This is a genomic window from Dyella sp. Tek66A03, assembly GCF_052567735.1.
In genome coordinates, this window is the sequence record NZ_CP199584.1 from 1,104,051 (window position 1) to 1,127,622 (window position 23,572).

At 60.1% G+C, this 23,572-nt stretch carries 25 protein-coding genes, 2 tRNA genes and 1 pseudogene; 23 read left to right on the forward strand and 5 right to left on the reverse strand.

What is annotated here, in order from left to right; genetic code table 11:
- Positions 1-75 precede the first annotated feature (75 nt).
- On the forward strand, positions 76-1,293 hold the full coding sequence (locus ACT01B_RS04845; protein ID WP_445146253.1) for a tyrosine-type recombinase/integrase: 1,218 nt from the start codon (positions 76-78) through the stop codon (positions 1,291-1,293).
- A gap of 43 nt (positions 1,294-1,336) precedes the next feature.
- On the opposite strand, the gene ACT01B_RS04850 is transcribed toward ACT01B_RS04845, so the two are convergent.
- Positions 1,337-1,870, reverse strand: coding sequence for a hypothetical protein (locus ACT01B_RS04850; protein ID WP_445146254.1), 534 nt, complete (start codon positions 1,868-1,870; stop codon positions 1,337-1,339).
- A 352-nt stretch (positions 1,871-2,222) separates the two neighbouring features.
- Between ACT01B_RS04850 and ACT01B_RS04855 the strand changes: the two genes are divergently transcribed.
- From ACT01B_RS04855 to ACT01B_RS04895, 9 genes are all read left to right on the forward strand, one after another.
- Positions 2,223-2,573 (forward strand): hypothetical protein, encoded by a 351-nt coding sequence (locus ACT01B_RS04855; protein ID WP_445146255.1) that lies wholly within the window; start codon positions 2,223-2,225, stop codon positions 2,571-2,573.
- Between the two features lie 93 nt (positions 2,574-2,666).
- Complete coding sequence (locus ACT01B_RS04860) at positions 2,667-3,653, forward strand: hypothetical protein (protein ID WP_445146256.1); 987 nt, start codon at positions 2,667-2,669, stop codon at positions 3,651-3,653.
- 110 nt (positions 3,654-3,763) lie between these two features.
- A complete protein-coding gene (locus tag ACT01B_RS04865) occupies positions 3,764-3,976 on the forward strand; it encodes a helix-turn-helix transcriptional regulator (RefSeq protein ID WP_445146257.1) in 213 nt (70 codons plus the stop codon).
- 259 nt (positions 3,977-4,235) lie between these two features.
- Positions 4,236-4,721, forward strand: coding sequence for a hypothetical protein (locus ACT01B_RS04870; RefSeq protein ID WP_445146258.1), 486 nt, complete (start codon positions 4,236-4,238; stop codon positions 4,719-4,721).
- 342 nt (positions 4,722-5,063) lie between these two features.
- A complete protein-coding gene (locus ACT01B_RS04875; RefSeq protein ID WP_445146259.1) occupies positions 5,064-5,681 on the forward strand; it encodes a hypothetical protein in 618 nt (205 codons plus the stop codon).
- Positions 5,682-5,753: 72 nt separating this feature from the next.
- Entirely contained in the window at positions 5,754-6,320 is a 567-nt protein-coding gene (locus tag ACT01B_RS04880; RefSeq protein ID WP_445146260.1) for a hypothetical protein, read from the forward strand.
- Positions 6,321-6,605: 285 nt separating this feature from the next.
- Positions 6,606-6,878 (forward strand): hypothetical protein, encoded by a 273-nt coding sequence (locus ACT01B_RS04885; RefSeq protein ID WP_445146261.1) that lies wholly within the window; start codon positions 6,606-6,608, stop codon positions 6,876-6,878.
- Positions 6,879-6,911: 33 nt separating this feature from the next.
- Positions 6,912-7,112, forward strand: a complete 201-nt coding sequence (locus ACT01B_RS04890) for a hypothetical protein (RefSeq protein WP_445146262.1) — start codon at positions 6,912-6,914, stop codon at positions 7,110-7,112.
- Positions 7,113-7,343: 231 nt separating this feature from the next.
- Positions 7,344-7,802, forward strand: a complete 459-nt coding sequence (locus ACT01B_RS04895) for a hypothetical protein (protein WP_445146263.1) — start codon at positions 7,344-7,346, stop codon at positions 7,800-7,802.
- A 744-nt stretch (positions 7,803-8,546) separates the two neighbouring features.
- Here ACT01B_RS04895 and ACT01B_RS04900 read toward each other — a convergent pair.
- Positions 8,547-9,083: a hypothetical protein gene (locus tag ACT01B_RS04900; RefSeq protein WP_445146264.1), complete on the reverse strand. Its 537-nt coding sequence runs from the start codon at positions 9,081-9,083 to the stop codon at positions 8,547-8,549.
- 522 nt (positions 9,084-9,605) lie between these two features.
- A complete protein-coding gene (locus ACT01B_RS04905; RefSeq protein ID WP_445146265.1) occupies positions 9,606-10,163 on the reverse strand; it encodes a GspH/FimT family pseudopilin in 558 nt (185 codons plus the stop codon).
- Positions 10,164-10,320: 157 nt separating this feature from the next.
- On the opposite strand from ACT01B_RS04905, the gene uvrB reads away from it, so the two are divergent.
- The 4 genes from uvrB (at position 10,321) to ACT01B_RS04925 (ending at position 13,895) form a co-directional block, all read left to right on the forward strand.
- A complete protein-coding gene (gene uvrB / locus ACT01B_RS04910; protein ID WP_445146266.1) occupies positions 10,321-12,339 on the forward strand; it encodes an excinuclease ABC subunit UvrB in 2,019 nt (672 codons plus the stop codon).
- Positions 12,340-12,420: 81 nt separating this feature from the next.
- A tRNA-Val gene (locus ACT01B_RS04915) sits at positions 12,421-12,495 on the forward strand.
- Positions 12,496-12,757: 262 nt separating this feature from the next.
- On the forward strand, positions 12,758-13,321 hold the full coding sequence (locus tag ACT01B_RS04920; protein ID WP_445146267.1) for an OmpA/MotB family protein: 564 nt from the start codon (positions 12,758-12,760) through the stop codon (positions 13,319-13,321).
- A 124-nt stretch (positions 13,322-13,445) separates the two neighbouring features.
- Entirely contained in the window at positions 13,446-13,895 is a 450-nt protein-coding gene (locus tag ACT01B_RS04925; protein ID WP_445146268.1) for a CopD family protein, read from the forward strand.
- Positions 13,896-13,924: 29 nt separating this feature from the next.
- Here ACT01B_RS04925 and ACT01B_RS04930 read toward each other — a convergent pair.
- Positions 13,925-14,266: pseudogene (locus ACT01B_RS04930) on the reverse strand (GDP-mannose 4,6-dehydratase); the annotation flags it as partial.
- Between the two features lie 333 nt (positions 14,267-14,599).
- Here ACT01B_RS04930 and thrS point away from each other — a divergent pair.
- The 9 genes from thrS (at position 14,600) to ACT01B_RS04975 (ending at position 22,707) form a co-directional block, all read left to right on the forward strand.
- Positions 14,600-16,501, forward strand: coding sequence for a threonine--tRNA ligase (thrS, locus tag ACT01B_RS04935; protein ID WP_445146269.1), 1,902 nt, complete (start codon positions 14,600-14,602; stop codon positions 16,499-16,501).
- A gap of 45 nt (positions 16,502-16,546) precedes the next feature.
- Positions 16,547-17,074: a translation initiation factor IF-3 gene (gene infC / locus ACT01B_RS04940; RefSeq protein WP_323134909.1), complete on the forward strand. Its 528-nt coding sequence runs from the start codon at positions 16,547-16,549 to the stop codon at positions 17,072-17,074.
- A gap of 331 nt (positions 17,075-17,405) precedes the next feature.
- The gene (gene rpmI, locus ACT01B_RS04945) at positions 17,406-17,603 is read left to right on the forward strand and encodes a 50S ribosomal protein L35 (protein WP_017463631.1); all 198 of its coding nucleotides are present in this window, start codon (positions 17,406-17,408) and stop codon (positions 17,601-17,603) included.
- Positions 17,604-17,619: 16 nt separating this feature from the next.
- Positions 17,620-17,979, forward strand: coding sequence for a 50S ribosomal protein L20 (gene rplT / locus ACT01B_RS04950; protein ID WP_131409389.1), 360 nt, complete (start codon positions 17,620-17,622; stop codon positions 17,977-17,979).
- Between the two features lie 256 nt (positions 17,980-18,235).
- Complete coding sequence (gene pheS / locus ACT01B_RS04955; RefSeq protein WP_445146270.1) at positions 18,236-19,231, forward strand: phenylalanine--tRNA ligase subunit alpha; 996 nt, start codon at positions 18,236-18,238, stop codon at positions 19,229-19,231.
- Positions 19,232-19,522: 291 nt separating this feature from the next.
- Positions 19,523-21,922, forward strand: a complete 2,400-nt coding sequence (pheT, locus tag ACT01B_RS04960; protein ID WP_445146271.1) for a phenylalanine--tRNA ligase subunit beta — start codon at positions 19,523-19,525, stop codon at positions 21,920-21,922.
- Between the two features lies 1 nt (position 21,923).
- Positions 21,924-22,223, forward strand: coding sequence for an integration host factor subunit alpha (ihfA, locus tag ACT01B_RS04965; RefSeq protein ID WP_019467382.1), 300 nt, complete (start codon positions 21,924-21,926; stop codon positions 22,221-22,223).
- Entirely contained in the window at positions 22,204-22,560 is a 357-nt protein-coding gene (locus ACT01B_RS04970) for a MerR family transcriptional regulator (RefSeq protein WP_019467383.1), read from the forward strand. Before ihfA ends, ACT01B_RS04970 begins: the two co-directional genes overlap by 20 nt.
- A 70-nt stretch (positions 22,561-22,630) precedes the next feature.
- Positions 22,631-22,707: transfer RNA gene (locus ACT01B_RS04975), tRNA-Pro, on the forward strand.
- A gap of 101 nt (positions 22,708-22,808) precedes the next feature.
- On the opposite strand, the gene ACT01B_RS04980 is transcribed toward ACT01B_RS04975, so the two are convergent.
- A complete protein-coding gene (locus tag ACT01B_RS04980) occupies positions 22,809-23,492 on the reverse strand; it encodes a TetR/AcrR family transcriptional regulator (RefSeq protein WP_445146272.1) in 684 nt (227 codons plus the stop codon).
- Positions 23,493-23,572 lie beyond the last annotated feature (80 nt).

Consider the following 23,572-nt stretch of genomic DNA (forward strand, 5'->3'; position numbering starts at 1 on the left):
CATCGCACCCTTTTGGTGAGTAACTTTGGGAGTAACATCGCCCCTAGCCCGTTACTCACTGGGGGAGTTACTCACATGCTGACCGATGTGAAGCTGCGTGGATTGAAGCGCAAAGCGGCCCTTTATCGGGTGGCGGACGCCGATGGGCTGGCGGTGGAAGTTCCGGTGTCGGGTGCCCTGCGCTGGCGCTACCGCTACCGCTTCGCCAGCAAGGCCAAGATGCTGAGCCTTGGCACCTATCCCGCCGTCTCCCTCGCCCAGGCCCGCCAACGTCGGGATGCGGCTCGAGTGCAACTTGCCCATGGCATCGACCCCAGCACGCACCGACAGACCGTCAAGCACGCTCAGATCCAGGCGCTGGCACCCGTGGTGACGTTCCAGCATGTGGCTCTGCAGTGGGCGGAGCGACAGAGCGTTGCCCAGATAACGGCCAACAAGAGCCAGTGGATCTTCGCGAGCTTCCTGTTTCCCGAAATCGGGGATATGCCCATCGGTGAGATTACGCCACGCATCCTTCTGGATGCCCTGCGCAAGATTGAGGAAACCGGCAAGCTGCATACGGCCAGCCGGGCGAAGGTCAAGGCGGGGCAAGTATTTCGCTTTGCCATCCTGGAAGGCCTCACGGACAACGATCCGACCGCCAGCTTGCGGGGTGCCATCAAGACACCCAAGGCCAAGCACCACGCCGCGATCACCGATCCGAAAGCCGTGGGCGAACTCCTGCGAGCCATCGAGGGGTTCTCTGGCCAGTACGTCACGCAATGCGCCCTGAAGCTGGCCCCGCTGGTGTTTGTAAGGCCTGGCGAACTGAGGCAAGCCCAATGGTCGGAGTTCGACCTGGACGAGGCTCTGTGGCGCATCCCGGCCACGCGCATGAAGATGAAAGCGGCCCACCTCGTGCCCTTATCGACTCAGGCCATAGTTGTCCTGAGGGAACTGCATGCCATGACCGGGCAGGGTGGCTATGTGTTCCCGGGTATCCGCACTTCTAGCCGCCCGATGTCGGAGAACACGATCAACGCGGCCCTGCGTCGCCTAGGCTACAGCGGTGACGAGATGACGGGGCACGGTTTCCGCAGCCTCGCAGCTACCAGACTCAACGAAATGGGCTGGAATCCGGATGCCATCGAGCGCCAGCTAGCCCATGCCGAATCCAACAAGGTTCGTGAGGCCTATACCCATGCCGCCCAGTACCTGGATGAGCGCAAGCGCATGATGCAGGCGTGGGCGGATTGCCTGGATGGTCTTCGCGCAGGTGGACGTGTCGTGGCGATACGGCGAAAGGCAAGCTGATTAAGCGTCAATTGCCCTTCCTCGGGGTGCGCCTGATGCAACTCTATCCATGATGGTTCATGAGCAGCGAGTGCAGTAGATCCATGCCGTTCGGCAGGTGCCGCAGACCTGCTTCGAGCAATTTAGTCGTGAGCGTTTTCATCGCTTCAGCAGGAAGTGAACGAACCTGCTTGACCATTTCGCTTTTCATTGTGGTGGATGCGTCGGACTTTTCCACTCGATCAATGATGAGGGCTTTGATGCTGTCCTCGTGAAGCTTGATCGTGACCACGCCTAGAAGGGCCGTTAGGCCTCCATCGTCGGCCAAAAAGTCGCGCCCTTTGGCGGTTATTTTGGCGGGATATGCCATGATATCCCCGCTCATCATGGCCTGGAACTTGGTGTCTACCAGTCCATGTTCCGTTAGGTAGTGAAGTTGGGCAATTACCTCGCGCTCGTCCCTCTCCTTAAACAGCTCACCGTACAGCGTCTCTGGATAACACTCGTCCAGCTGCTCGAGAAGTTGGCGCTGAAGCTCGCGGTTCATTCTTGTGGCCAACGGATTTTCCTCTGGTAAATGGATGTCCATAGTATGCATGTGTGCATCTCTTATGCTGAGACCTTCCGTGCCCTAGAGCTTTCTCTGAGTTGCCTCATAGACCTTCCGTGGTGCTTGGTTGACTCTCACTACGATCAGCGTATACATACAGCTGTCGCCGCCAATTCGGCGACCAGGCGTAGGAACCTGTTTAGTTACGAGGCGCAACGGCGCCTATGGCGTTTTTTTTGTGTCCGTTGCGTCACGCCCGAGCCTTCTATGGTGGGCGTGTAGGGCAGCCTTCGGGCTGGCCGGTTACCTCGTACACCGGTATTCCTACCCCTGCACGTCCGCCACCCTCTTCGCAATGGTTTGGGTGGCTCCTTCGAATAGAAGTGACCAGGGGTAGATCATGGCGAAGAAGAAGCTTGCACAAACCGAGGATTACGCACGGGAGACATTCGATGCGTATCTGTCCAAGGAGCAGATGGCGGAGATAGAGGAAGCGGCACGACACCCAGATCGCGGATGCGTACGGCGTATCGGGCTCGCTTTTCTCACAAGGTCTAAAGACCAACTCATGGAAGGCATGGACACGGCTGGCGCAGAAGCCCTAATGCATGCCTTTGATGCTGTGCACGCGTATAGGGAGCATCTCCAGAGCATTATTGGCATCATGGAATCGGTGGAAGTACGAATGATGGTAGTGCTGCACTCGGCACTGCAAGTGAACCCTGATCTAGCTAATGTCGAGATGGATTGATTCGAGCTTACGCCGCGCCTAGGACGGCCATCCGAACACCGGGCACCTTCCCTGGCTGGCGCGGCATCCCTTGAAGGGCGCAGAGGTGAGCGCATGGAACTTGAGTTCGTTACAAGTCTCGACGAGCGGTATTCATTGGGCGATAGCTACGGCGAGCTATTCCGTGAAGCGTTTCGCGAAAAGATCCGTGCACTAGAGGGGCGGATCAGTCAGCGTGCAATCGAGTCGCTCAACAACTATGGCTCGCGCTATAGCCGCCAGGATTATTCGTGCTATCGCATGCTTAACCCTGCTGGGGCTTGGAGTGGTTATTGGGTAAGTCAGGAAGGAAATTCGCCTCAAATAGTTATGTGGGCACGTCAGTTAGAAGTTGCGCGGCATGGCTTTCCCGACCTCTACGAGTCTCATCTAGCAGTTTCGGTGGAAGGCAACTCGGACTGGACAACCGTTTCAAAGTCTATCCCGACCCACACGATTGACGAAGCGCACGATTTCTTCACTGCGGTGCTGAAGGGTCATCACGGAGACCTATTGGCGCACGCGCTAGGAGAGAGCCCTGCCATTCGTCTTTTTGGGGTAGCGTCCGCTCCCAAGGCGCTGGGAAATATGGTGGACGTGCCCACCCCTAATCGCACGGAGTTGCTAAGGGCCACGGCAGATATCAAGAAGGGAGCGATAGCCCTCCGCGATGCTCTAAGGTCTTGGGAAGGAACTGATGCCCTCAACTATCTGATCGATGCAGGACTACGTAGGGATCTTAGGAACTTTCATAGCAGGGGCAGTTCATATCCGCTTGAGGGGACTGTGGAGGTGCTTTGCTCTATCGAGCAACTTTTTTCATCGCCTGCCAAGCTACAGGGTAGGCCTGCTAAAGGCGGTCGTGAACATAGACTGGCGAAGATTCTCGCTCGTCTTTGGACGGCCTGTGGATTGGGTCCGCCGAAGCTTTCGCCTCAGTCGCGGTTCGTCCGCGCGTGCGCGGTCGTCCTGCCATGGCACAACGTCCATAAGGCAGACGTATCGCAGTTCATGCGAGCTGAGCTTAAGAAAGAAACTCACAAGGGAGTACTAATTGGCTAGTTTGGGAGCATTAGTACAAGGGTGCATTCCGCCCAGCATTCCCACGAAATCACCACTGACGTAACTGCCGCTCGTCAGATGCAATAGGCGTCACCAACCGAGGTGACGCTATGGAATTCACTCCCGACGCTATCCGTTTCATCCGTCTACCGGACGTTTGCCGTCAGACAGGTCTTAGCCGCTCCCAAATCTACCGGCTTGAGGGCTCAGGTCAGTTCCCTCACCGTGTGAAGCTCGGGCAGGCCGCCAGCGCCTGGATCGAATCCGAAGTCCTTCAATGGTGCGCTGACCGCATCGCCGCCTCTCGCGAGGTAGCGGCATGACTGCACTGAAGCTGACGGGTTGTCGCTGCCAGTGCTGTGCATGCAGCGAGTTCTTCACGTCTGAGCGAACGTTCGACCGCCATCGAGTGGGTGAACATGGCAGGAGCCGCCGTTGCCTGTCTGTGGTGGAAATGCTGGCGCTTGGTTGGGTGAAGTCTGAGCGGGGGTTTTGGTCTAACAAGCCCTTTGGACACGCGCAGGCCGACATTTCGGCCTCGCCGAGCACCCGCCCCGCTACCACCCTACAGGGGGTGTGACTGTGACCAGCAAATTCCAGAAATTTCGTGGCCGGAAAGAGTCTGGCACTTTCCTCAAGGTTCCCACTGACGTACTCGGCAGCCCCAACTTCTGCACGCTGTCCACGAAAGCCAAAGCACTCGTTCTGGACATCGGTGCGAAATACAACGGCCACAACAACGGCGACTTGGCCGCTCCCTGGTCATGGATGAAGGAGCGAGGCTGGCGGTCGAAGGATACGTTGCAACGGGCAATCCACGAGCTACTTAGCAACGGCATCGTGGAGTTGACACGTCAGGGTGGTCTACACGGCCCGAACCTCTATGCGTTTACCTGGCTAGCCATCGACCAGAGCAAGGTGAGGTTGGATGTGCCAGCAACCAACGTTGCATCCGGGAAGTGGAAACTGCCAGCGGAAGAAATAGTCTCGCCGAAAACACAATGCCCACCCCGATCATTGGGGCAACCTACCCCGATAGTCGGGGCAGCGATAGCGAAAACAGCCTGATTTGGACGCTCACCGCCCCGATAGTCGGGTCCATTTCTCAAGATTTGAGACTTTTGCCACCCCGATAGTCGGGCACCTTCTAAGAATCTACCAAGGGGGTGTATGCCCATGCTCTTGCAACTAATCTCCTCTTCAACTGCCGGCGGCCGATTTGTGGATCTGAGAACAGCCCTTGCTGCCGCCAGCCGTTCGGCGGGCTGGAACAACCGACCGCGAGAAATTCAACAGTACCGGCTAGACGGCTGCGTGCTGTACGTCGTGCCATTTCGGCGTTGGGCGTGGCGACGTAGGGAGCGCGAAATCGCGCAGGCCCAGCCCGGGCTTCGGCAAGGCTGAGCTGATATGGCAGATGGCGGGCAGGCCATTTACCACTCCGACGTTGTCGAACGTGCTGCGCGAATCCTGGCTAAGGCTCTGGGTACAGGGCAGGCCTGGTTTGCCGACATCGAGCACGCTAGCAGTGCACAAGCGTCCGGATACGAGATCGACCCAAGCGAACGCTTAGCGATCGCTAGGCGTGGGCGTGTGGTTGAGCAGGCGGCCAGGGCAGGGAAGGCACGTCACGTCCGCAGGCAGCATGAGTGGCATCGGTCTACAGTGGTGGTGGCCATTCCTCAGCACCGCCCCAACTACGATGCCTTGGCCGCGCTCAGCTTCGCCAAACTGGAGGGTCCGCTGGAGGCGATCCTGTTGCTGTATGCCACGGGCGATGTACGTCGGTACTGGCCGACCGTAAAACGGTTCGGTTTGGCTTCGAAACCCAGTGGGTTTTCAGAGGAGGCTTTGACTGACGCGATGCAGCGCATACTTTGTGGGAAAGCTGCAATTGCCCAAGACGTTCGAGCCAAGGAGATTTGCATCAGGGCGGCACGATATCGTCAATTGACGAAGGAGTACGAAGTCATGCTGCGCGAATGGCTTAGAACAGCTGCGAGGAGGTTCATCGCGGCGCAAGAATGAACGCTGCTGTTCGGTTGGCCAGCTTGTTAGAATTACAGCCGAAATCTGAATATTATTCTTAGGAATGGAAGCTTGAAGCCTACGTCGATACAGAAGTTCGATATGGATGCAGCTCCGCCATCCTGGTACGAGGTCGCAAAGGCTCTCAACGCCCAAGCGCGGACGCTACAGAAGAGTAGAGGAGTGGTCATTCATTTCACTGATAGGCATGGGAATGCTCGCTCGCGCTATGAAGCCAATCGAGGCGTCTTTCTATTGGCTGGCTTTTCCATCGAGAACATTCTGAAGGCTTTCTTGATCTATGAAGATCCAGCCCTGATTGCTGATGGACAGATCTCAAGAAAGATCAGGACTCATGCGCTCTCAAAGCTATGGGAGGCTAGTTCCTTCGTTCCCTACAAAAGGAGATACGGGCCGACGGTGGCGTCCCTGGAAGACGGGCTTGAGTCTTGGGCACGCTATCCCTGTGGTTTGAATCACGAACGGAATGCCGTTGAAGGCGTCATGACGGACAAGCTATGGGCTGCGTATCTTTCTGTATTTTCGGCATGTTCGAAGCGATTGGAGCGCCTTCTATCGAAAGGTTGGGTGGATCACAACGGGGAGTTCTATAGCATGAGCTTTGAGCATTTCGACTGACAGACGAGACGCGTCTGGACGGAAACACACCACGAGAACGACAAGGTAAGTAGAGGGGCGTACTGCCTTGCGTAGTCCTCTCCCGTCGCCGTGCCGGGTCATGCACGGCCCCAATTCCACAAGGCAGAGGTAGACATCATGAGCGGCGGCGGCGGTCCTTCCAACGTAACCTAGACCACATAGACCCAGCTTCCTGCGTGGCTCACAAGCGCGAATGAATTCGGCATCGGGCAAGCGCAGAACCTGTATAACCAAGGCGGTGCCAAGTACTACCCGGGCCAACAAGTGGCTGATCTGTCTCCACTGCAAAACCAGTATCTGACGGAGAGCCAGCAGCTTGGCGTTAACGGCAATCCGTCGCTTAATGCGGCGATGAATTACGACACTAACGCTGCCAACGGCGCTTACCTCAACGCTAACCCATACCTTAATTCCACGTTCCAGAACGCAGCGAACGCGGTACAAAATCAGGTTGGCTCGGAGTTCGCTGGATCGGGCCGCAATCTGGAATCGTCCATCCCGGTCCAGAATGACCAGATGAACCAGCTGGCCACCTAGATCTATGGCGGCAATTACGCGAACGAGCGCCAGTTGCAGGCGCAGTCCGCGCTCCTGTCCCCAGGGCTCAACCAAGCGAACTTGCAGAACCTGGACCAACTCGGGGCTGCCGGCCAAGCCCTTCAGGGGCAATCGCAAAATCAGATCAATGCGGCAATGAACCAGTGGAGCTACAACCAGAACCTGCCATTGAACAACCTCACCAATTACATGAATCTTGCCAATTCGCTGTAGCACGGCAATAGCACGGCCAACACGCAACCGGTCTACTAGAACCAGCTCGGCAATGCGCTTGGTACGGGGCTAGGGGCACTCGGTCTCTATAACGCAGGCACTACTGCGGGTCTGTGGGGTGCGGGCGCGGCTGGGGCCGGCGCAGCGGCTATGGCGACGGGTGGTTCGGTGCTTGGCTCGACAGCCGTCGATGCTTTGGCCGCTGGCGCGATGTTGGCGTAAGGAGAGCACATGACTGGCTCACGTAAAGCGTCACCGCTCCTAGACATGATCGACATCGCCGCTAAAGATGACGCGCCCGTTTCACCTCTGGCGTCATTAGCGGTAGGGGATGGCGGGACTGGATTCTTGCCGCTGATTGCTGCCCAGCATGTCCCCAAGGCGTGCGCAGACTTCGACTCGCTGTTCTGGGCTGGCTTTCGAGGCCAGGCGATGACCTTCCTTTCCTTGGGCGAAGCAGATCATGTGGGGCTGATTCGCGAAGATCCCCAGAGGGCCATCAAACTGTACGACATGATCAACCATGCGCATCAGTACAGCCGCCAGCTAGAACAGTGGGTCGATGCCATGAAGACGGTCCACACCCGCGCACAGACCGTAGCCGCAGCTATTGCCCAGATCTACCCGAATATGGGAGTGGGGCCCAACAGTAGCCCCAAGCTGGAAGTCGCTGGGATAGGGCATGCCTGAAAGGGCGAGGCCGGGGGCTATCTAAAGTAGATCGAGATAGATCACGGGCAGGGGCGTCCTGACGGCTAAAGTAGTGATGAGTAGCGATGGTAGGCTGCTTGAATCGCAAAGTGCGATCAAGTGCGATAAATCCGAGCGGACAGCTAGGGTGTGCCGGGGGAATTTTCCTACGCGGGCGAACAGGGCTGGCTATCCGCTGATAGCCTCAAGATCGACCGAGAAGACGCGCTGGTGATCTATGGGGAGTGCTGGCCACCACTGAAGCCGGCCAGTTCCTCGGCCCCGGATCCGTCCACCTAGCGCAGGGAGGTGAGCCATGGGTGAGTCTCGATGGCGTCAGAGATGCGCGGTGATGTCACTCCATCGGATCGACCTGCTCCCACCGGACTGGATGATCATCGTCCCCTCCGCCAACTAGGCGGAGCCGGTTCCGGCGGCCGCATTCTGGACAGATGAAGTGCAGTCCGAAATCGTCCACGCCGGGTCGGACGTCTTTTTCAGAAAGCCGCACCCCGCAGCAGATGCAGATCCACATGGCGCGCCCTCCAGCTTTTAACCGGAATTTTACGCCTCAATTTGGTGGGGGCATGAACCCAGCACGAATCACCACCTACCGATCGGCAGGAGTCAACAGCGCGCTGCAGGCTGGCTACACCAGCACCGTGTTAAGGCGCAGCCGGAATGGTGGTCAGCCACCGGAACCCGCAAACCGAACGTCATTGAGAACAATGAATATCAATGGTGTCAGCGCATGGATTCCGCCACATGTTTGGCCATGTCTTCGATGAGATCGTCTGGCGTTGTCAGGTTGGTGGCCGAATGAGTTCGGTTACTGAAGAACGCCATGACCTGGCCATCTGAGGTACGGAGCACGCGTACGGAGACGCCAGCTCGCTCAGCTCGGAAGGTCATGGGGGCTACTCGGTAATAGTCCTCCACATCGCCGTTGACCACATATGCGAATCCCTTAGCTTTGGCGTAGGTCACTGCCTGATCGTCGCTGAGCTGAATCTTGGGCGTAACTGGGCGGTCTAGCGGTGCAGCCTTCATGCCGGGTTGCTGAGCGATGATACGGGCGAAAATCGAGCCGGCAGTTAGACCTGATCCATCGCAGTCTTCCTGTCCCGCGATTGTGCAGTCACGGAACATGATGACGGCGACGTCGCTTCCTGCTGGTATGCGCTCTCGGACAGTCACAGGAGGCGTGGATACACAGGCCGCCAGCACGAGCGGGCCCACTGCTGTTGCAGCCATCGTAGCGAGCGCTTTGAGCTGCTTCATAAGATTCCCCTTGTTGCCGGCTTTCCGACTGTGCGTCATTTTCGCGTCGAACCGCGTCTACGTCCCCGATTTGATCGGCTCGCCTGGACGGCCTCTCGCCACTCAATGATGTCCCTGGCCAGCCAGCGAGGATGCCCGTTACTGTCTACCCTCTTTGGGAATCCAGGCTTACAGACTAGGTGATCGCGGACATAGGTCTTGCTATATCCAAGAAGCTCGCCGACCTGTTCGGCATTGAGCGAACGCAGTTCGAACGGGATTTCGATGTGATCCGGTTCGTGCATGACCCGATCTCCAAGCGTGAAAGCTAGAGAGTCCATGGCGACTCTTGAGCAAGCGCAATTCTAGAGCCGAGGGTACTCACTCGTGTTGTGAGTAACTTTGGGAGTAACAATTCAATCGTTGCCTGAAGAATGGCTAAATGACTGGCTTTGTTAGTCCAGCTTCGGCGCCATATTCGACGAGGCCTTGCAGCGATGCAGGGCCTTGTTTTTTGGTGTTTGCGCAGCGCGGCAGCAGTGTCTAGCCGGCTTTGGCGCAGTCGCGGACATTATCCGGCTTGACCTCAGCGTTTCTGATTCGACCTGAATTTGAGACGGCGACGCTGAGCGCGCCGTCAGCGCGGCCACGCAGGCAAAGTGTGAACGTGACCGTACTTCCTTCGGCACTGCCGTCGCTCTGGAAGCGCACGCGAGGGCGCCCGGCCGTGCTGAGGATGGTGACTTGCTCGTGGCTAGGCCCCGTGAGCAATGGCTTGCCATGCAGCAGGTCGGATTGACCTGTGCGGTAGTGGCCGATGAGCCAGCCACCCTCCCAATGCTGATCACTGACGCATCGCTGGCCGTCGCGAGTAGGGCAGAGCATGGTGCGGCGCCCCGTGGTTGCCGCCAGCGCCCGCGTGTGATGCAGGGCCGAGACCAGGTCCAGCTGTGCTGCTTGCAGGCGGCTCCGACTCAGTAGATGGGCCATGGCGGGCGCGGCCATGCAGGCCAGCGTGATCGTGATCATGCCGGCCAGGATTTGCTCGAAGAGCGTGAATCCTCCCTGGTGCCGGTAGGCGGGCAGCCGATGCTGATTCATGGGACGCCGCTTCCTGGGCTGCCGGGTGGAATAGGCTACGCAAGCCCGTAGGGCGGTTGCAGTCATCGCCATGGCGATCCTGGCGTCATTGCCTGCTGACAAGCCCTGTCAGTAGGGGCAATTTAAAATGTCCCCCTGCGACCTCATGTAGACCGCCATGACTGACCGCTTTGAACTCGTATCCCCTTACAAGCCATCGGGCGATCAACCCGCGGCTATCCGTTCACTGGCCGAGGGCTTCGAGGCGGGTCTCGCGTCGCAGACGCTGCTGGGTGTCACCGGCTCGGGCAAGACCTTCACGATCGCCAAGGTGATTGAGAAGGTACAGCGGCCCACCATCGTGCTCGCGCCGAACAAGACGCTGGCAGCGCAGTTGTATGGCGAGTTCAAGGAATTCTTCCCGCACAATGCGGTGGAATATTTCGTCAGCTATTACGACTACTATCAGCCAGAAGCTTACGTGGTGGCATCGGATACCTTCATCGAGAAGGATGCCTCGATCAACGAGCATATCGAGCAGATGCGACTGGCGGCGACGAAAGCGCTGTTGTCGCGTAAGGATTCGTTGATCGTTGCGACGGTATCAGCCATCTACGGCCTGGGCGACCCGGAAGACTATCTGTCGCTGCGCTTGATCCTGGCGCGCGGTGAGCACATCGATCAGCGTGCATTGATTCGCCAGCTTACCGAGCTGCAATACACGCGCAACGAACTGGAATTACGCCGCGGCACCTATCGTGTGCGGGGTGAGGTGATCGATGTGTTTCCGGCTGAATCGGAAACCGAGGCGCTGCGCATTGAGTTGTTCGACGGCGAAGTGGAAAACATGTCGCTGTTCGATCCGCTGACGGGCGAAACCATCCGCAAGGTGCCGCGCTACACGGTGTACCCGCGTACGCATTACGCGAGCACGCGCGAGAGCGTGCTCAACGCGGTCGAGACCATCAAGGTCGAGCTGAAAGAGCGGTTGGAGCAGCTGTACAAGGACAATAAGCTGGTGGAGGCGCAGCGCCTCGATCAGCGCACGCGCTTCGACCTGGAGATGATGGCCGAGGTCGGCTACTGCCAGGGCATCGAGAACTACTCGCGCCATCTGACGCGGCGTAGCGCTGGCGAGCCACCGCCGACCCTGTTCGACTACCTGCCGGCCGACGCGTTGCTGGTGGTGGACGAATCCCACGTCACCATTCCGCAGCTGGGCGCCATGTACAAGGGCGACCGTTCGCGCAAGGAGACCCTGGTCGAGTTCGGCTTCCGCCTGCCTTCGGCTATGGACAACCGCCCGTTGCGCTTCGAGGAATGGGAGCAGCGCGCGCCACGCTCCATCTATGTTTCGGCCACGCCGCGCGAGTACGAATTGCAGAAATCACAGGACGCCATCGTCGAGCTGGTGGTGCGCCCGACCGGTCTGATCGATCCGGAAGTGGAGGTGCGTCCCGTACGAACCCAGGTCGACGACCTGCTCGGCGAGGTGCACAAGCGCGTGGCCATGGGCGACCGCGTGCTGGTGACGACGCTGACCAAGCGCATGGCCGAGAATCTCACCGAGTACCTCGGCGAGCATGGCGTCAAGGTGCGCTACCTGCATTCGGATATCGAAACGGTGGAGCGCGTGGAGATCATCCGCGACCTGCGACTGGGCGAATTCGACGTGCTGGTGGGCATCAACCTGCTGCGCGAAGGCCTGGACATGCCCGAGGTTTCGCTGGTGGCGATACTCGACGCCGACAAAGAGGGTTTCCTGCGCTCTACCGGATCATTGATCCAGACCATCGGCCGCGCGGCGCGCAATTTGCGCGGCAAGGCCATCCTCTACGCCGATGTGATCACCCGCTCGATGAACGCGGCGATGGAAGAGACCGCCCGTCGCCGCGAGAAGCAGCAGGCTTATAACGAAACGCACGGCATCACGCCGCAATCGGTGGTGCGCCGCATCTCCGACATCATGGAGGGCGCCCGCAGCGAGGGTGCCAGCCGTGGTCGTGGCAGTCGTGGCGAGCGCCGCGCGGTGGCCGAGCAGGGCGCCGACTACGCCGCGCTCAGCGCCGACCAGGCCTCGGTCATGATCAAGAAACTGGAGGCGCAGATGTACAAGCACGCCGAGAACCTGGAGTTCGAGGATGCGGCCCGGCTGCGCGACCAGATCCACCACTTGCGGGAGCGCGCCCTGCGCTGAGATGCCGTTTTGCGGGGTGGTTGTCGAGGTGATTTCGCTCACGTATACTGCGCGGCTCGCACGGTACGCCGTTCGAGAACCGGGCGGTTAGCTCAGCGGTAGAGCACTACCTTGACATGGTAGGGGTCACAAGTTCGATCCTTGTACCGCCCACCAATTCGTAACCCATTGATCGAATGGGGCTAAGAGAGGAATCCGAGAGGGTTCCTCTTTTTGTTTGCGTTTTGCGGGGACGCACAAATCAAGCCCCTGGAGCCGGTGGCAAGGATCACCGAATATCCACCCCCCTCCCTCTCCCCCCCGCAATTTCTTTTTGTTTTGTTCACAAAGTGTCGGCGAAGATCCTTGTCACAAACGGCAATTTTCTTCAGGGGCCAAGATCGCAACCGCACAACTTCTCGGTGAGAGGGGAAGCCCAATGACGAAACTTTCGACAGTGTGCGTATTAGGTGCAGCTCTGCTTATGGCGGGCTGCGTGTCGCAGCAGAAATACGATGAATCACAGCAAAGGAATGCTGAGCTCGAGGCGCAGTACCAGCAACTGAACCAGACCATGGGCACCGAGATCAATTCCCGCGACGTGCATATCACGCGGATGCAAAACGCGATCAAGGTTTCGGTCAACAGCCAGTTGCTGTTCCCCTCGGGCGGTTGGGAAATGTCGGCCCAGGCCAAGACGAGCATTGCCAAGATAGCCTCGGTCCTGGCGCCTCATCAGAAAAACAAGATCAACGTGAACGGCTACACGGATAGCACGCCGATAGGTGCGCAACTGGCGAGTCAGGGTGTCTCGACCAATCTCATCCTGTCGCAAAAACGGGCTGACAACGTAATGCAGTTCATGATCTCGCAGGGCGTCCGACCGGACATGGTCTCGGCTCACGGCTTCGGCGAAGAAAATCCGGTGGCTTCCAACGATACGGCGGAGGGCAAGGCGCAGAATCGCCGCGTGGAACTGACCATAGCGACTCCCAGCCAGTGACCTAGCGAAACAGGGGCAGGGTACACTTCAAGAAGGATCGTACTCTGACCCCTATGATTGGCTCCGACGAAACGGCGCGGCCTTAGGGTTCGCGCTGTTTTTATTTCTGCCGAAGGAGCCGTGCATGACGTATCAGTGGATCAAGACCTTCCATGTGTTGTTCGTCATTGCCTGGATGGCCACGGTGTTTTACCTGCCGCGCATCCTGGTGAATATCGCCGAGGCCGGCGACGAGCCGGCGGTGCGGGCACGGTTGGTGTTGATGGGGCGTCGGTTGTACCGCTTCGGGCACAACATGTTTGGGCTGGCGGCAATATTTGGCCTGACCCTTTGGCTGGGTTGGCGAGTGTTTCCAGGCGTGCTGCCGAACGTAACGGCATCGCTGCATTGGATCGATGCCAAGCTGGGCCTGATTGTTCTGCTGCTGGGCTATTTCATCTGGACCGGCCGCCTGCTCAAGCGCAGTGAGCAGGGCGGTGCGCTACCGTCGTCCAAGACGCTGCGCGTCATGAACGAACTGCCGGTATTCCTGCTGCTAGGCGTGATTTTCCTGGTGATTGCCAAGCCGTTTTGAGGAGCTCGCCGCCTCCTTAGCGTCATCGGGTTGCTCTGCACGTAGGCTTGGGGGCTTTTCAGCGAATAGCGCACGCCAGCCTGGGCGGCGGGGTTCACCACACGCTGCGGGCGAAAGGCCGCAAAGGCGTCGTTTATGGCATCCGCGTCCGCCAGGTCGGCGCGCCGATGGGTGTCATTCGGGTGTTGGGCAAAGCGCGCGAGACGCGCGTCTTTTAGCTTCGGATCGTAGTAATCGTTGTGGTTGTCGATGCCATAGACCTCGTCGCCGCGTGCCAGCAGGCGCCCAGCCAGGGCGGCGCCAATGAATCCGGCCGTGCCGGTGACGAGATGCGCATCCGAATACCCTTCGGAATGATCGGCGCATTCTATCGCCGCGGCTTGCGCGGCCCTACTGAATTGACAGCGCATAGTGGGCTAAACTAGCGTTCTATCAGCAAACCACAGAGACAAGGTGGCCCGCGCTCATCACGCCGGCCGAGTGTGCGACATGGCAACTACGAACTTCCAACGCTGACCACGCCACGCCTTGTACTCAGGAAGGGCGCGTGGCGCCCTTTATTTTTGGGTTTTATTCATGGCCGCCAACCGGGCGAGCAAAGTAAAGACCGGCCATCCTTGGCTGGACTATTCACAAAAAGCACGCTTCGCATGTACGCGTGTAACTAAGAGCACGCTTTGTGGGCGTGCGTATCAGGTACTGACATGATTGAGATCACGCTACCCGACGGCAGCAAACGCCCTTTTGAACATCCGGTGACGGTGCAGGATGTCGCTGCGTCCATCGGTGCCGGCCTGGCCAAGGCCACGCTGGCCGGCAAGGTCGATGGCAAGCTGGTCGATGCCAGTTTCCCCATCGACCACGACGCCAGCCTCGAGATCGTCACCGAGAAGAGCCCGGAGGCGCTGGAGATCTTGCGCCACTCCACGGCGCATCTGCTGGCGCAGGCCGTGCAGCGCTTGTATCCCGGCGCGCAGGTCACCATCGGCCCGGTGATCGACAACGGCTTCTTCTACGACTTCGCCTATGAGCGCCCGTTTACGCCCGACGATCTGGTGAAGATCGAGGCGGAGATGGAAAAGATCGTCAAGGAAGGCCTGCCCGTAACGCGCAGCGTGAAGACGCGCGATGACGCAGTGACGTACTTCCGTGGTCTTGGCGAGGAATACAAGGCTGAGATCATCGAAAGCATTCCGGCCAATGAGGAGCTCTCGCTCTACACCCAGGGCGAGTTCACCGACCTGTGCCGTGGCCCGCACGTGCCGAACACCGGCAAGCTGCGCGCGTTCAAGCTGATGAAGGTGGCTGGTGCCTATTGGCGCGGCGATTCCAACAACGCGATGCTCACGCGCATCTACGGTACTGCCTGGCTCAACGACAAGGACCTCAAGGCCCACCTGCATCAGTTGGAAGAGGCCGAGAAGCGCGACCATCGCAAGATCGGCAAGGCGCTCGACCTGTTCCATCAGCAGGAAGAGGGCCCGGGCATGGTGTTCTGGCACCCCAACGGTTGGGCGATCTGGCAGCAGGTGGAGCAGTACATGCGCCGCGTGTATCGCCAGAGCGGCTATCAGGAAGTGCGTTGCCCGCAGGTGCTGGACGTGTCGCTGTGGAAGAAGTCCGGTCACTGGGACAACTACCAGGAGAACATGTTCTTCACCGAGTCGGAGAAGCATACATACGCGCTGAAGCCGATGAATTGCCCGGGTCACGTGCAGATCTTCAACACCGACCTGCACAGCTACCGAGAGCTGCCGATTCGCTACGGCGAATTTGGCGCCTGCCATCGCAACGAGCCTTCGGGCGCGTTGCACGGCATCATGCGCGTGCGTGCCTTCACCCAGGACGATGGTCACATCTTCTGCACGCCGGAGCAGGTCGAGGCTGAAGTCACCGCCTTCCACTTGCAGGCCATGAAGGTCTACTCCGACTTCGAATTTACCGATATCGCGGTCAAGCTTGCGCTGCGGCCCGAAAAGCGCATCGGTTCCGACGAGTTCTGGGATCGCACGGAGGACATGCTGCGGCGTGCGCTGCGTGCGGCTGGCGTTGAGTGGGAAGAGCTCCCAGGGGAGGGCGCGTTCTATGCGCCCAAGATCGAGTACCACCTCAAGGACTCGATTGGTCGCGCCTGGCAGGTCGGCACCATGCAGGTGGATTTCATGATGCCCGAGCGCCTCGGTGCGGATTACGTTGACGAAAATTCACAGCGCCGTCATCCTGTGATGTTGCATCGTGCCATCGTTGGCTCGATGGAGCGCTTCATCGGCATCCTGATCGAGCACCACGCTGGGCTGCTCCCGCCTTGGCTGGCCCCGATCCAGGCCGCCGTGTTCAGCATTACGGACGCGCAGGCCGACTATGTCCGCGAGGTTACGCAAACCCTTGTCGATAAAGGTTTCCGCGTACAGGCCGATTTGCGCAATGAGAAGGTCGGCTATAAAATCCGCGAACATACGATGCAAAAAGTCCCTTACCTGCTAGTGGTCGGAGATCGCGAGAAGGAATCAGGGGCTGTTTCCGTGCGTACGCGTTCGGGCGAGGACCTCGGCAGCATGCCGCTGGCCACGTTTATCGAACGCCTGGAAGCCGAATCCCGCCGCTAAGCGCGCGGGGCGGCACTTTTAAGAACTCTTCTGGAGGATTGTGGTATCGCTACCACCGACACTAAGGGCAATCGCCGTAACCACGAAATTCGCGTTCCTCGCGTACGCGTGATCGGCGCCGATGCGGAACAGCTCGGCATTCTCACCCGTGATGAGGCGCTGGCACTGGCCCAGGAAGCGGGGATGGATCTGGTCGAGATCCAGCCGAACGGCGACCCACCGGTCTGCCGCATCATGGATTACGGCAAGTTCAAGTTCGAAGCCCAGAAGAAGGCTCAGGCGGCCAAGAAGAAGCAAAAGCAGGTTGAAATCAAGGAAGTGAAGTTCCGTCCGGTCACGGACGTGGGCGACTACCAGATCAAGCTGCGCAACATGCTTCGCTTCCTCGAGGAAGGCGACAAGGTCAAGGTCACCATCCGCTTCCGCGGTCGCGAAATGTCCCACCAGGACCTGGGCCAGAACCTGGCCAAGAAGATCCAGGAAGACGTGGGCGAGAATGGCGTGGTGGAGTCCTTCCCGCGCCTGGAAGGTCGTCAGATGGTCATGATGATCGGCCCGAAGAAGAAGCAGTAAGCGAAAAGGCGGCCTCAGAGGCCGCTTTTTTCTTCCTCTCCCCTTCGGGGAGAGGACCGAGGTGAGGGGCGGGTGCTCGCGAGAGCCTTACTACCCGTGTTTTCGCCCAATCCAGGACTGAGGCCAGCCCGGCCCCTCACCCCAACCCTCTCCCCGGAGGGGAGAGGGAGTGAAAGGCTGGCATTGGCCACACTTCCTCCGTATAATCGCCGGTTCGACCCATACGGACGGGTCGTGAACCGATCGTGGCAGGACGGAAAGAGCAGCCTTCTGGGTTGCCGCCAGATCAGTCAGAAACCGGGGTCTCAATCCCCACTCAAGGAGCATTCCGATGCCCAAGATCAAGACCAACCGGGCGGCAGCGAAGCGTTTTCGCAAGACCGCATCGGGCAAGTTCAAGGCGGGTCACGCCTTCAAGTCGCACATCCTGACCAAGAAGTCGACCAAGCGTAAGCGCGGTCTGCGTGCGACCAACCACGTCAAAGCTTGCGACACCAAGAGTGTTGCACGCATGTTGCCGTATCTCTAAGGCGGAGGACTGAACCATGGCTCGTGTTAAGCGTGGCGTTACCGCCCGTCGTCGTCACAAGAAGATCATTGGCCGTGCGAAGGGTTACTACAATGCCCGTCGCAAGGTCTTCCGCGTTGCCAACCAGGCCGTCATCAAGGCTGGTCAGTACGCCTACATCGGCCGCAAGCAGCGCAAGCGTCAGTTCCGCGCCCTGTGGATCGTGCGTATCAATGCCGCTGCCCGTCAGTTCGGTCTGTCGTACAGCCGTCTGATCAATGGCATGGCCAAGGCCGGCATCACGGTCGACCGCAAGGTCCTGGCTGACATCGCCGTGCACGACATCAAGGCATTTGGTGCGATCGCAGAGAAGGCGAAGGCCAGTCTGGCCGCTTGATCGTCTAGCGCTCTGCGCACCGACGATATGATGTGATCAAGCGGGGAGGAGGCCATCAGCCTCCTCCCCGTTTTTGTTTGGATGGTGCTCACGGCGTTCGCCTCCTCTCCCCTCCGGGGAGAGGACCGAGGTGAGGGGACAAGACTTGCCTCGATCCTCAATCGAAGCGCGCTTCGAACAGGCGGCAACGCAAGAGTGACCTCTCACCCTGCCCGCTCCCCAAAAGGGAGAGGGAAAGTAGCGAGAAGCGCATCTTATGGACGATCTGGATAGCCGCGTCGCACAGGCGCTGGCCGATATCGACAAGGCCGACACGCTGGAAGCGCTCGATGCGCTGCGTGTGAGCCTGCTTGGCAAGAGCGGCATTGTGACCGCTGCCCTGAAGGCGCTCGGCGCCTTGGCACCCGATGAGCGCAAGGCGCGTGGCGCCGAGGTCAATCGCGTCAAGGATCGCCTCGCCGACGCACTGGCCGCACGCAAGCAGGTGCTGGAGCAGGCCGAGCTGGATCGTCGCCTTGCATCGGAAACACTGGATATCACGCTGCCCGGCCGCAATGGCGAGCGCGGTGGTATCCATCCGATCACGCGCGCGCTTGAGCGCATCTCCGCGATCTTCTCGCGCCTGGGTTACCAGCGTGCCGACGGTCCCGAGATCGAGGACGACTGGCACAACTTCGAGGCGCTGAATTTCCCGCCGCATCATCCGGCGCGCGCCATGCACGACACCTTCTATTTTGGCGACGGCCGTTTGCTGCGCACGCATACCTCGCCGGTGCAGGTGCGTTCGATGCAGGGACGCCAGCCGCCGATCCGCATCATCGCGCCGGGCAAGGTCTACCGCAGCGATTCGGATCAGACCCATTCGCCGATGTTCCATCAGATTGAAGGCTTGCTGGTCGACGAGACATCCAGCTTCGCCGACTTGAAGGGCACGCTGGCGGAATTCATTCGCGCGTTCTTCGAGCGTGACTTCGAGATGCGCTTTCGCCCCAGCTACTTCCCCTTCACCGAACCTTCGGCCGAAGTGGACATCCGTTGGGATGCCGAAGACGGCAGCACGCGCTGGCTCGAGGTGCTGGGTTGCGGCATGGTGCATCCGAATGTGCTGAGCAACTGCGGCATCGATCCGGAACGTTACACCGGCTTCGCTTTCGGCCTGGGCGTGGAGCGCTTTGCCATGCTGCGCTACGGTGTTTCCGATCTGCGCGCGTTCTTCGAGAACGATCTGCGCTTCCTCAAGCAGTTCGCCTGAGAGCCTGTTTATGGTCTCCATGCAGTCCGCGTTGAGTCGGTGTGCCCGCCAGGGAATGGCGCGTGGCGAAGCGCCTGACTGGCTGTCAGGTCGAGCCGCGAGCCGTTTCCTGGTGGGCACACCGACTCAACCCTTCGGGCCGGATCTGTTTGCCCCCAGGCCGGCGTCATCACTCGGTTGTGTACGGACGTACACGCCCTCGTTCTTCCTTGGCCTGCGCGCAAACAGCTTCCGGCGCGGGCTACATGGAGACCATAAACAGGCTCTTAGTCGCGGCAGGAATCGATACGCATGAAATTCTCCGAGAACTGGCTGCGCGAACTGGTCGAAATCCAGGCGGACCGCGCGGTACTGGCTCACGCGCTGACCATGGCCGGGCTGGAAGTGGAAGAACTCACGCCACTGGGCGATGGCCTGGACGGTGTGGTGGTCGCTGAAATCATTGGTGCGGAAAAGCATCCGGAAGCCGATCGCCTGCAGGTGTGCAAGGTGAGTGTGGGGCAGGGCGAGCCGTTGCAGATCGTCTGTGGCGCGCCGAACGCACGCGTAGGCCTCAAGGTGCCGCTCGCTACAGTGGGCGCGACTTTGCCCGGCGGTATCGCCATCAAGGCGGCCAAGCTGCGTGGCGTGGAGTCGTTCGGCATGCTGTGTTCGGCCAAGGAGCTGGGCATCGATGCCGACGCTTCGGGCTTGCTGGAACTGCCTGCCGACGCGCCTGTAGGCCGGCCGCTTGCTGCCTATCTGGGCTTGCCCGATGCCAGCTTCGAACTGAAGCTCACGCCGAACCGTCCGGATTGTCTGGGCCTGTTTGGCCTTGCGCACGATGTGGCAGCCTTGTTCGGCAGTCACGTGAAGGTTGGCGAGCAGGCGGCGGCACCGGTAAGCAGCGACGGGCGCCGTGGCATCCGTCTTGAAGCCGGCGCCGATGCGCCGCGTTATCTCGGTCGCGTCGTCGAAGGCATCGATCCGAAGGCGCGCACGCCGCTGTGGCTGGCCGAACGTTTGCGTCGTGCGGGACTGCGCCCGATCAGCGCCGTGGTCGACGTCACCAACTATGTGATGCTGGAGCTTGGGCAGCCGCTGCATGCCTTCGACAACGACAAGCTGCACGGCGACATCGTGGTGCGCCACGCGCGGGCAGGCGAAACGCTGAAGTTGCTTGACGGTTCCGAAGCAAAGCTCGATGAAGGCTTCGTAGTGATCGCCGACGAGCAGAACGGTTTGGCCGTCGCTGGTGTGATGGGCGGCTTCGATTCGCGCGTCACCGACGACACGCACAACATTTTCTTCGAAGCGGCGCACTTCGCTCCCGCAGCGATCATGGGCCGTGCGCGCAAGCTCGGCATGCATACGGATGCCTCGCATCGCTTCGAGCGTGGTGTCGATCCGGCCTTGCCGCGTCGTGCACTTGAGCGCGCTACCGAACTATTGCTGTCCATCGCAGGCGGCAAGGCGGGCCCCGTGCTGGTGGCGGAAAACCTCGCTGACCTCCCCAAGCCTGCCACCGTGGTGTTGCGTCGCGCGCGCCTCAAGCGCGTGCTGGGTATCGAGGTGGCTGATGCCGAAGTGGCGCGCATTTTCACCGCGCTCGGCATGCAGGTGGTGTCGCAGGCGGACGGCTGGCAGGTCACCGCGCCGAGCAGTCGCTTCGACATCGAGCGCGAGGAAGACCTGATCGAAGAGGTCGCCCGCATCCACGGCTACGACAATATCCCCACCCATACGCCTGCCGGTGCGCTGACGCTGGCGGCTGAGCCGGAGGGTCGCCTCAACGAATTGGCCGTACGCGAGCAGCTGGCTGCGCGCGGTTACTACGAGGCGGTCAATCTCGCCTTCGTCGGCAACGACCTGCTACAGCGCTGGGGCATGACCGAGCAGTTGGTGGCGCTAGCTAATCCGCTGTCGGCCGACCTGGCGGTGATGCGTCCCTCGCTGCTGCCAGGCTTGATCGAGGCGTTGTCGCACAATCGTGCGCGCCAGCAGGAACGTGTGCGCCTGTTCGAACTGGGCCGCACCTTCCAGATCACGCCGGCAGCGGCTGCCAGTAAAGAGGCGCCGACGGAAACCCCGTCCTTGGCCATCGTGGCCTGCGGTACGGCCCACGCCGAGCAATGGGGCGAAGCTGCTCGCACGTTGGACTTCCATGACCTCAAAGGCGACCTCGATGCCCTGATCGCCTGGGGCGGTGAGCCGCAGCGCTGGGCCGTCCATGCCGATGGCTTGCCCGGCTGGCTGCATCCGGGGCGTGGCGCGCGGGTGACCCGTGATGGCGTGACGGCCGGTTACCTGGGTGCGCTGCATCCCCAGCTGGCCAAGGCCTTGGACCTCGGTGCCGATGTCCACGTGCTGGAGCTGGCGCTGGATCCCGTGCTGGCGCGTCGCCTGCCCGAGACAAAGCCGGTGCCTCGCTTCCCCTCGGTTCGCCGCGATATCGCCATGGACCTGCCGGAGGCGGTCAGCTGGTCACAGATTGAGCAGGTCATCCGGGCCACCCTGGGCGGGCAACTCAAAGAGCTGCGCCTGTTCGACCGTTACAGCGGCAAGGGGGTCGAAGCAGGCCGAAAGAGTCTCGCTATGGGCTTGATTTTGCAGGACGATTCACGCACGCTTACTGACGACGACGCGGACCGTTATGTACGTGAAGCGGTCGCTGCGTTGGAGATGGCATGCAAGGCAAGATTGCGAGGGTGAAATGGCGCTGACCAAAGCGGAGATGGCAGAGCGCCTTTTTCTCGAAGTGGGCCTCAACAAGCGTGAGGCAAAAGAATTCGTGGACGCCTATTTCGAGGTGGTCCGCGAGGCGTTGGAAAAGGGTGAGCAGGTCAAGCTGTCCGGTTTCGGCAATTTCGACCTGCGACAGAAGAACCAGCGACCGGGGCGTAATCCCAAGACGGGTGAGGAAATTCCCATTTCCGCACGCCGCGTGGTGACGTTCCGACCGGGTCAGAAACTCAAGGTGCGAGTCGAGGGCTATGCTGGACCAAGGGAATAACACCGAACTTCCGGCCATTCCGGCAAAGCGCTACTTCACCATCGGTGAGGTCAGCGAACTGTGCGGCGTGAAGCCCCACGTGCTGCGCTACTGGGAGCAGGAATTTCCCGCGCTCAATCCGGTCAAGCGCCGCGGCAACCGTCGTTATTACCAGCGCCATGATGTGCTGATGATCCGGCAGATCCGTGGCCTTCTTTACGACGAAGGCTTCACCATCACCGGTGCGCGTGCCCGTCTGGAAGGCCCGCAGGCACGCATGGAGTCGAGCATTTCCCACCAGATCGTGCGCCAGGTGCGCATGGAACTGGAAGAAGTGCTTGCTTTGCTGCGTCGCTGAGTACGAATCGTCTTTAATGACTTCCGGTGCTACCCGCTGAGCTGGTAGACTCGTCGACTTGCCGCATCGTCGGGGCGTAGCGCAGCCTGGTAGCGCATCTGCCTGGGGGGCAGAGGGTCGTGGGTTCGAATCCCGCCGTCCCGACCAATTCGGCAACTGAATCAAGAAAACGGCGCCCTTGGGCGCCGTTTTTGTTTCTGCGTGGTGATGCCTGGCCGCGTTCACCGTGGTGGCAGTGGGTTATCCCATCACCTGTTGCTGGCGGCTGTTGCGCTCAGGCGCTCGAAGTAGCTGGTCAGGGTGGCCGCCACGATGGCCATGACCGCGGGCGGATCCAGCGAGGGATCATCGAACAGCATTTCCAGCGCGGCGTAGGCCGTGCCATCGGCGACGCGGCTGATGAGTTCAAGCTGCGCCACATCGATGTGTGGGAATACCCGGCTCAAGCGCTGCGTGGTCTGGGCGGTGACTTCGCGGGCCGATGCCAGCCGCACATCCTGCAGTGCGGGCACGGCACGCAGCGCGCGCAGGATCCACATGCCGCCCTTGGTCTCCTGCGTGACCCGGTAGGTCTCGAGCAGCAGTCCGGTTAGCGCCTGTTCCAGCGCGAGGCCGTTGCCACGAAACACCGACGGCGTGAGCCAGCGGGCGATAAGTGCGTTCTGCTGCACCATCAGGCGACGGCCAAGCTCGTGCAGCAGGGCGTACTTGTTTGGGAAGTAGCGATACAGCGCCGGCGGTGACAAACCCGCCCGCTCGCAAACCATATTGGTCGAGAGCCGCTCGAAGCCCACTTCGGTGAGGATTTGCGCGGTGACGGCCAACAGATGCTCGTAGGTCTCGGCGGCGCGCGTTTGCGCCGGGCGCAGCTTGGGCGCGAGCTCGGGTGCGGGGAGCTTGGTGCGGCGAGAGCGGGGCGATGTGGAGGGCACGATCGGCATCCGGGGGAGGGGATTGTCGAAATTATAGTCATAACTATACGATAGCGATAACTACCTTATTCGAGCCGAGC

Excerpts from the sequence above, each read along its gene's own strand:
- ACT01B_RS04875 (WP_445146259.1), top strand. The coding sequence starts at position 5,064 with ATGGCAGATGGCGGGCAGGCCATTTACCACTCCGACGTTGTCGAACGT.
- ACT01B_RS04895 (WP_445146263.1), top strand. The coding sequence starts at position 7,344 with ATGACTGGCTCACGTAAAGCGTCACCGCTCCTAGACATGATCGACATC.
- ACT01B_RS04905 (WP_445146265.1), bottom strand. The coding sequence starts at position 10,163 with ATGAATCAGCATCGGCTGCCCGCCTACCGGCACCAGGGAGGATTCACG.
- rpmI (WP_017463631.1), top strand. The coding sequence starts at position 17,406 with ATGCCCAAGATCAAGACCAACCGGGCGGCAGCGAAGCGTTTTCGCAAG.
- ACT01B_RS04865 (WP_445146257.1), top strand. The coding sequence starts at position 3,764 with ATGGAATTCACTCCCGACGCTATCCGTTTCATCCGTCTACCGGACGTT.
- ACT01B_RS04845 (WP_445146253.1), top strand. The coding sequence starts at position 76 with ATGCTGACCGATGTGAAGCTGCGTGGATTGAAGCGCAAAGCGGCCCTT.
- uvrB (WP_445146266.1), top strand. The coding sequence starts at position 10,321 with ATGACTGACCGCTTTGAACTCGTATCCCCTTACAAGCCATCGGGCGAT.
- ihfA (WP_019467382.1), top strand. The coding sequence starts at position 21,924 with ATGGCGCTGACCAAAGCGGAGATGGCAGAGCGCCTTTTTCTCGAAGTG.
- ACT01B_RS04970 (WP_019467383.1), top strand. The coding sequence starts at position 22,204 with ATGCTGGACCAAGGGAATAACACCGAACTTCCGGCCATTCCGGCAAAG.
- ACT01B_RS04900 (WP_445146264.1), bottom strand. The coding sequence starts at position 9,083 with ATGAAGCAGCTCAAAGCGCTCGCTACGATGGCTGCAACAGCAGTGGGC.
- ACT01B_RS04855 (WP_445146255.1), top strand. The coding sequence starts at position 2,223 with ATGGCGAAGAAGAAGCTTGCACAAACCGAGGATTACGCACGGGAGACA.
- thrS (WP_445146269.1), top strand. The coding sequence starts at position 14,600 with ATGATTGAGATCACGCTACCCGACGGCAGCAAACGCCCTTTTGAACAT.
- ACT01B_RS04850 (WP_445146254.1), bottom strand. The coding sequence starts at position 1,870 with ATGCATACTATGGACATCCATTTACCAGAGGAAAATCCGTTGGCCACA.
- ACT01B_RS04920 (WP_445146267.1), top strand. The coding sequence starts at position 12,758 with ATGACGAAACTTTCGACAGTGTGCGTATTAGGTGCAGCTCTGCTTATG.
- rplT (WP_131409389.1), top strand. The coding sequence starts at position 17,620 with ATGGCTCGTGTTAAGCGTGGCGTTACCGCCCGTCGTCGTCACAAGAAG.
- ACT01B_RS04925 (WP_445146268.1), top strand. The coding sequence starts at position 13,446 with ATGACGTATCAGTGGATCAAGACCTTCCATGTGTTGTTCGTCATTGCC.
- pheS (WP_445146270.1), top strand. The coding sequence starts at position 18,236 with ATGGACGATCTGGATAGCCGCGTCGCACAGGCGCTGGCCGATATCGAC.
- pheT (WP_445146271.1), top strand. The coding sequence starts at position 19,523 with ATGAAATTCTCCGAGAACTGGCTGCGCGAACTGGTCGAAATCCAGGCG.
- ACT01B_RS04860 (WP_445146256.1), top strand. The coding sequence starts at position 2,667 with ATGGAACTTGAGTTCGTTACAAGTCTCGACGAGCGGTATTCATTGGGC.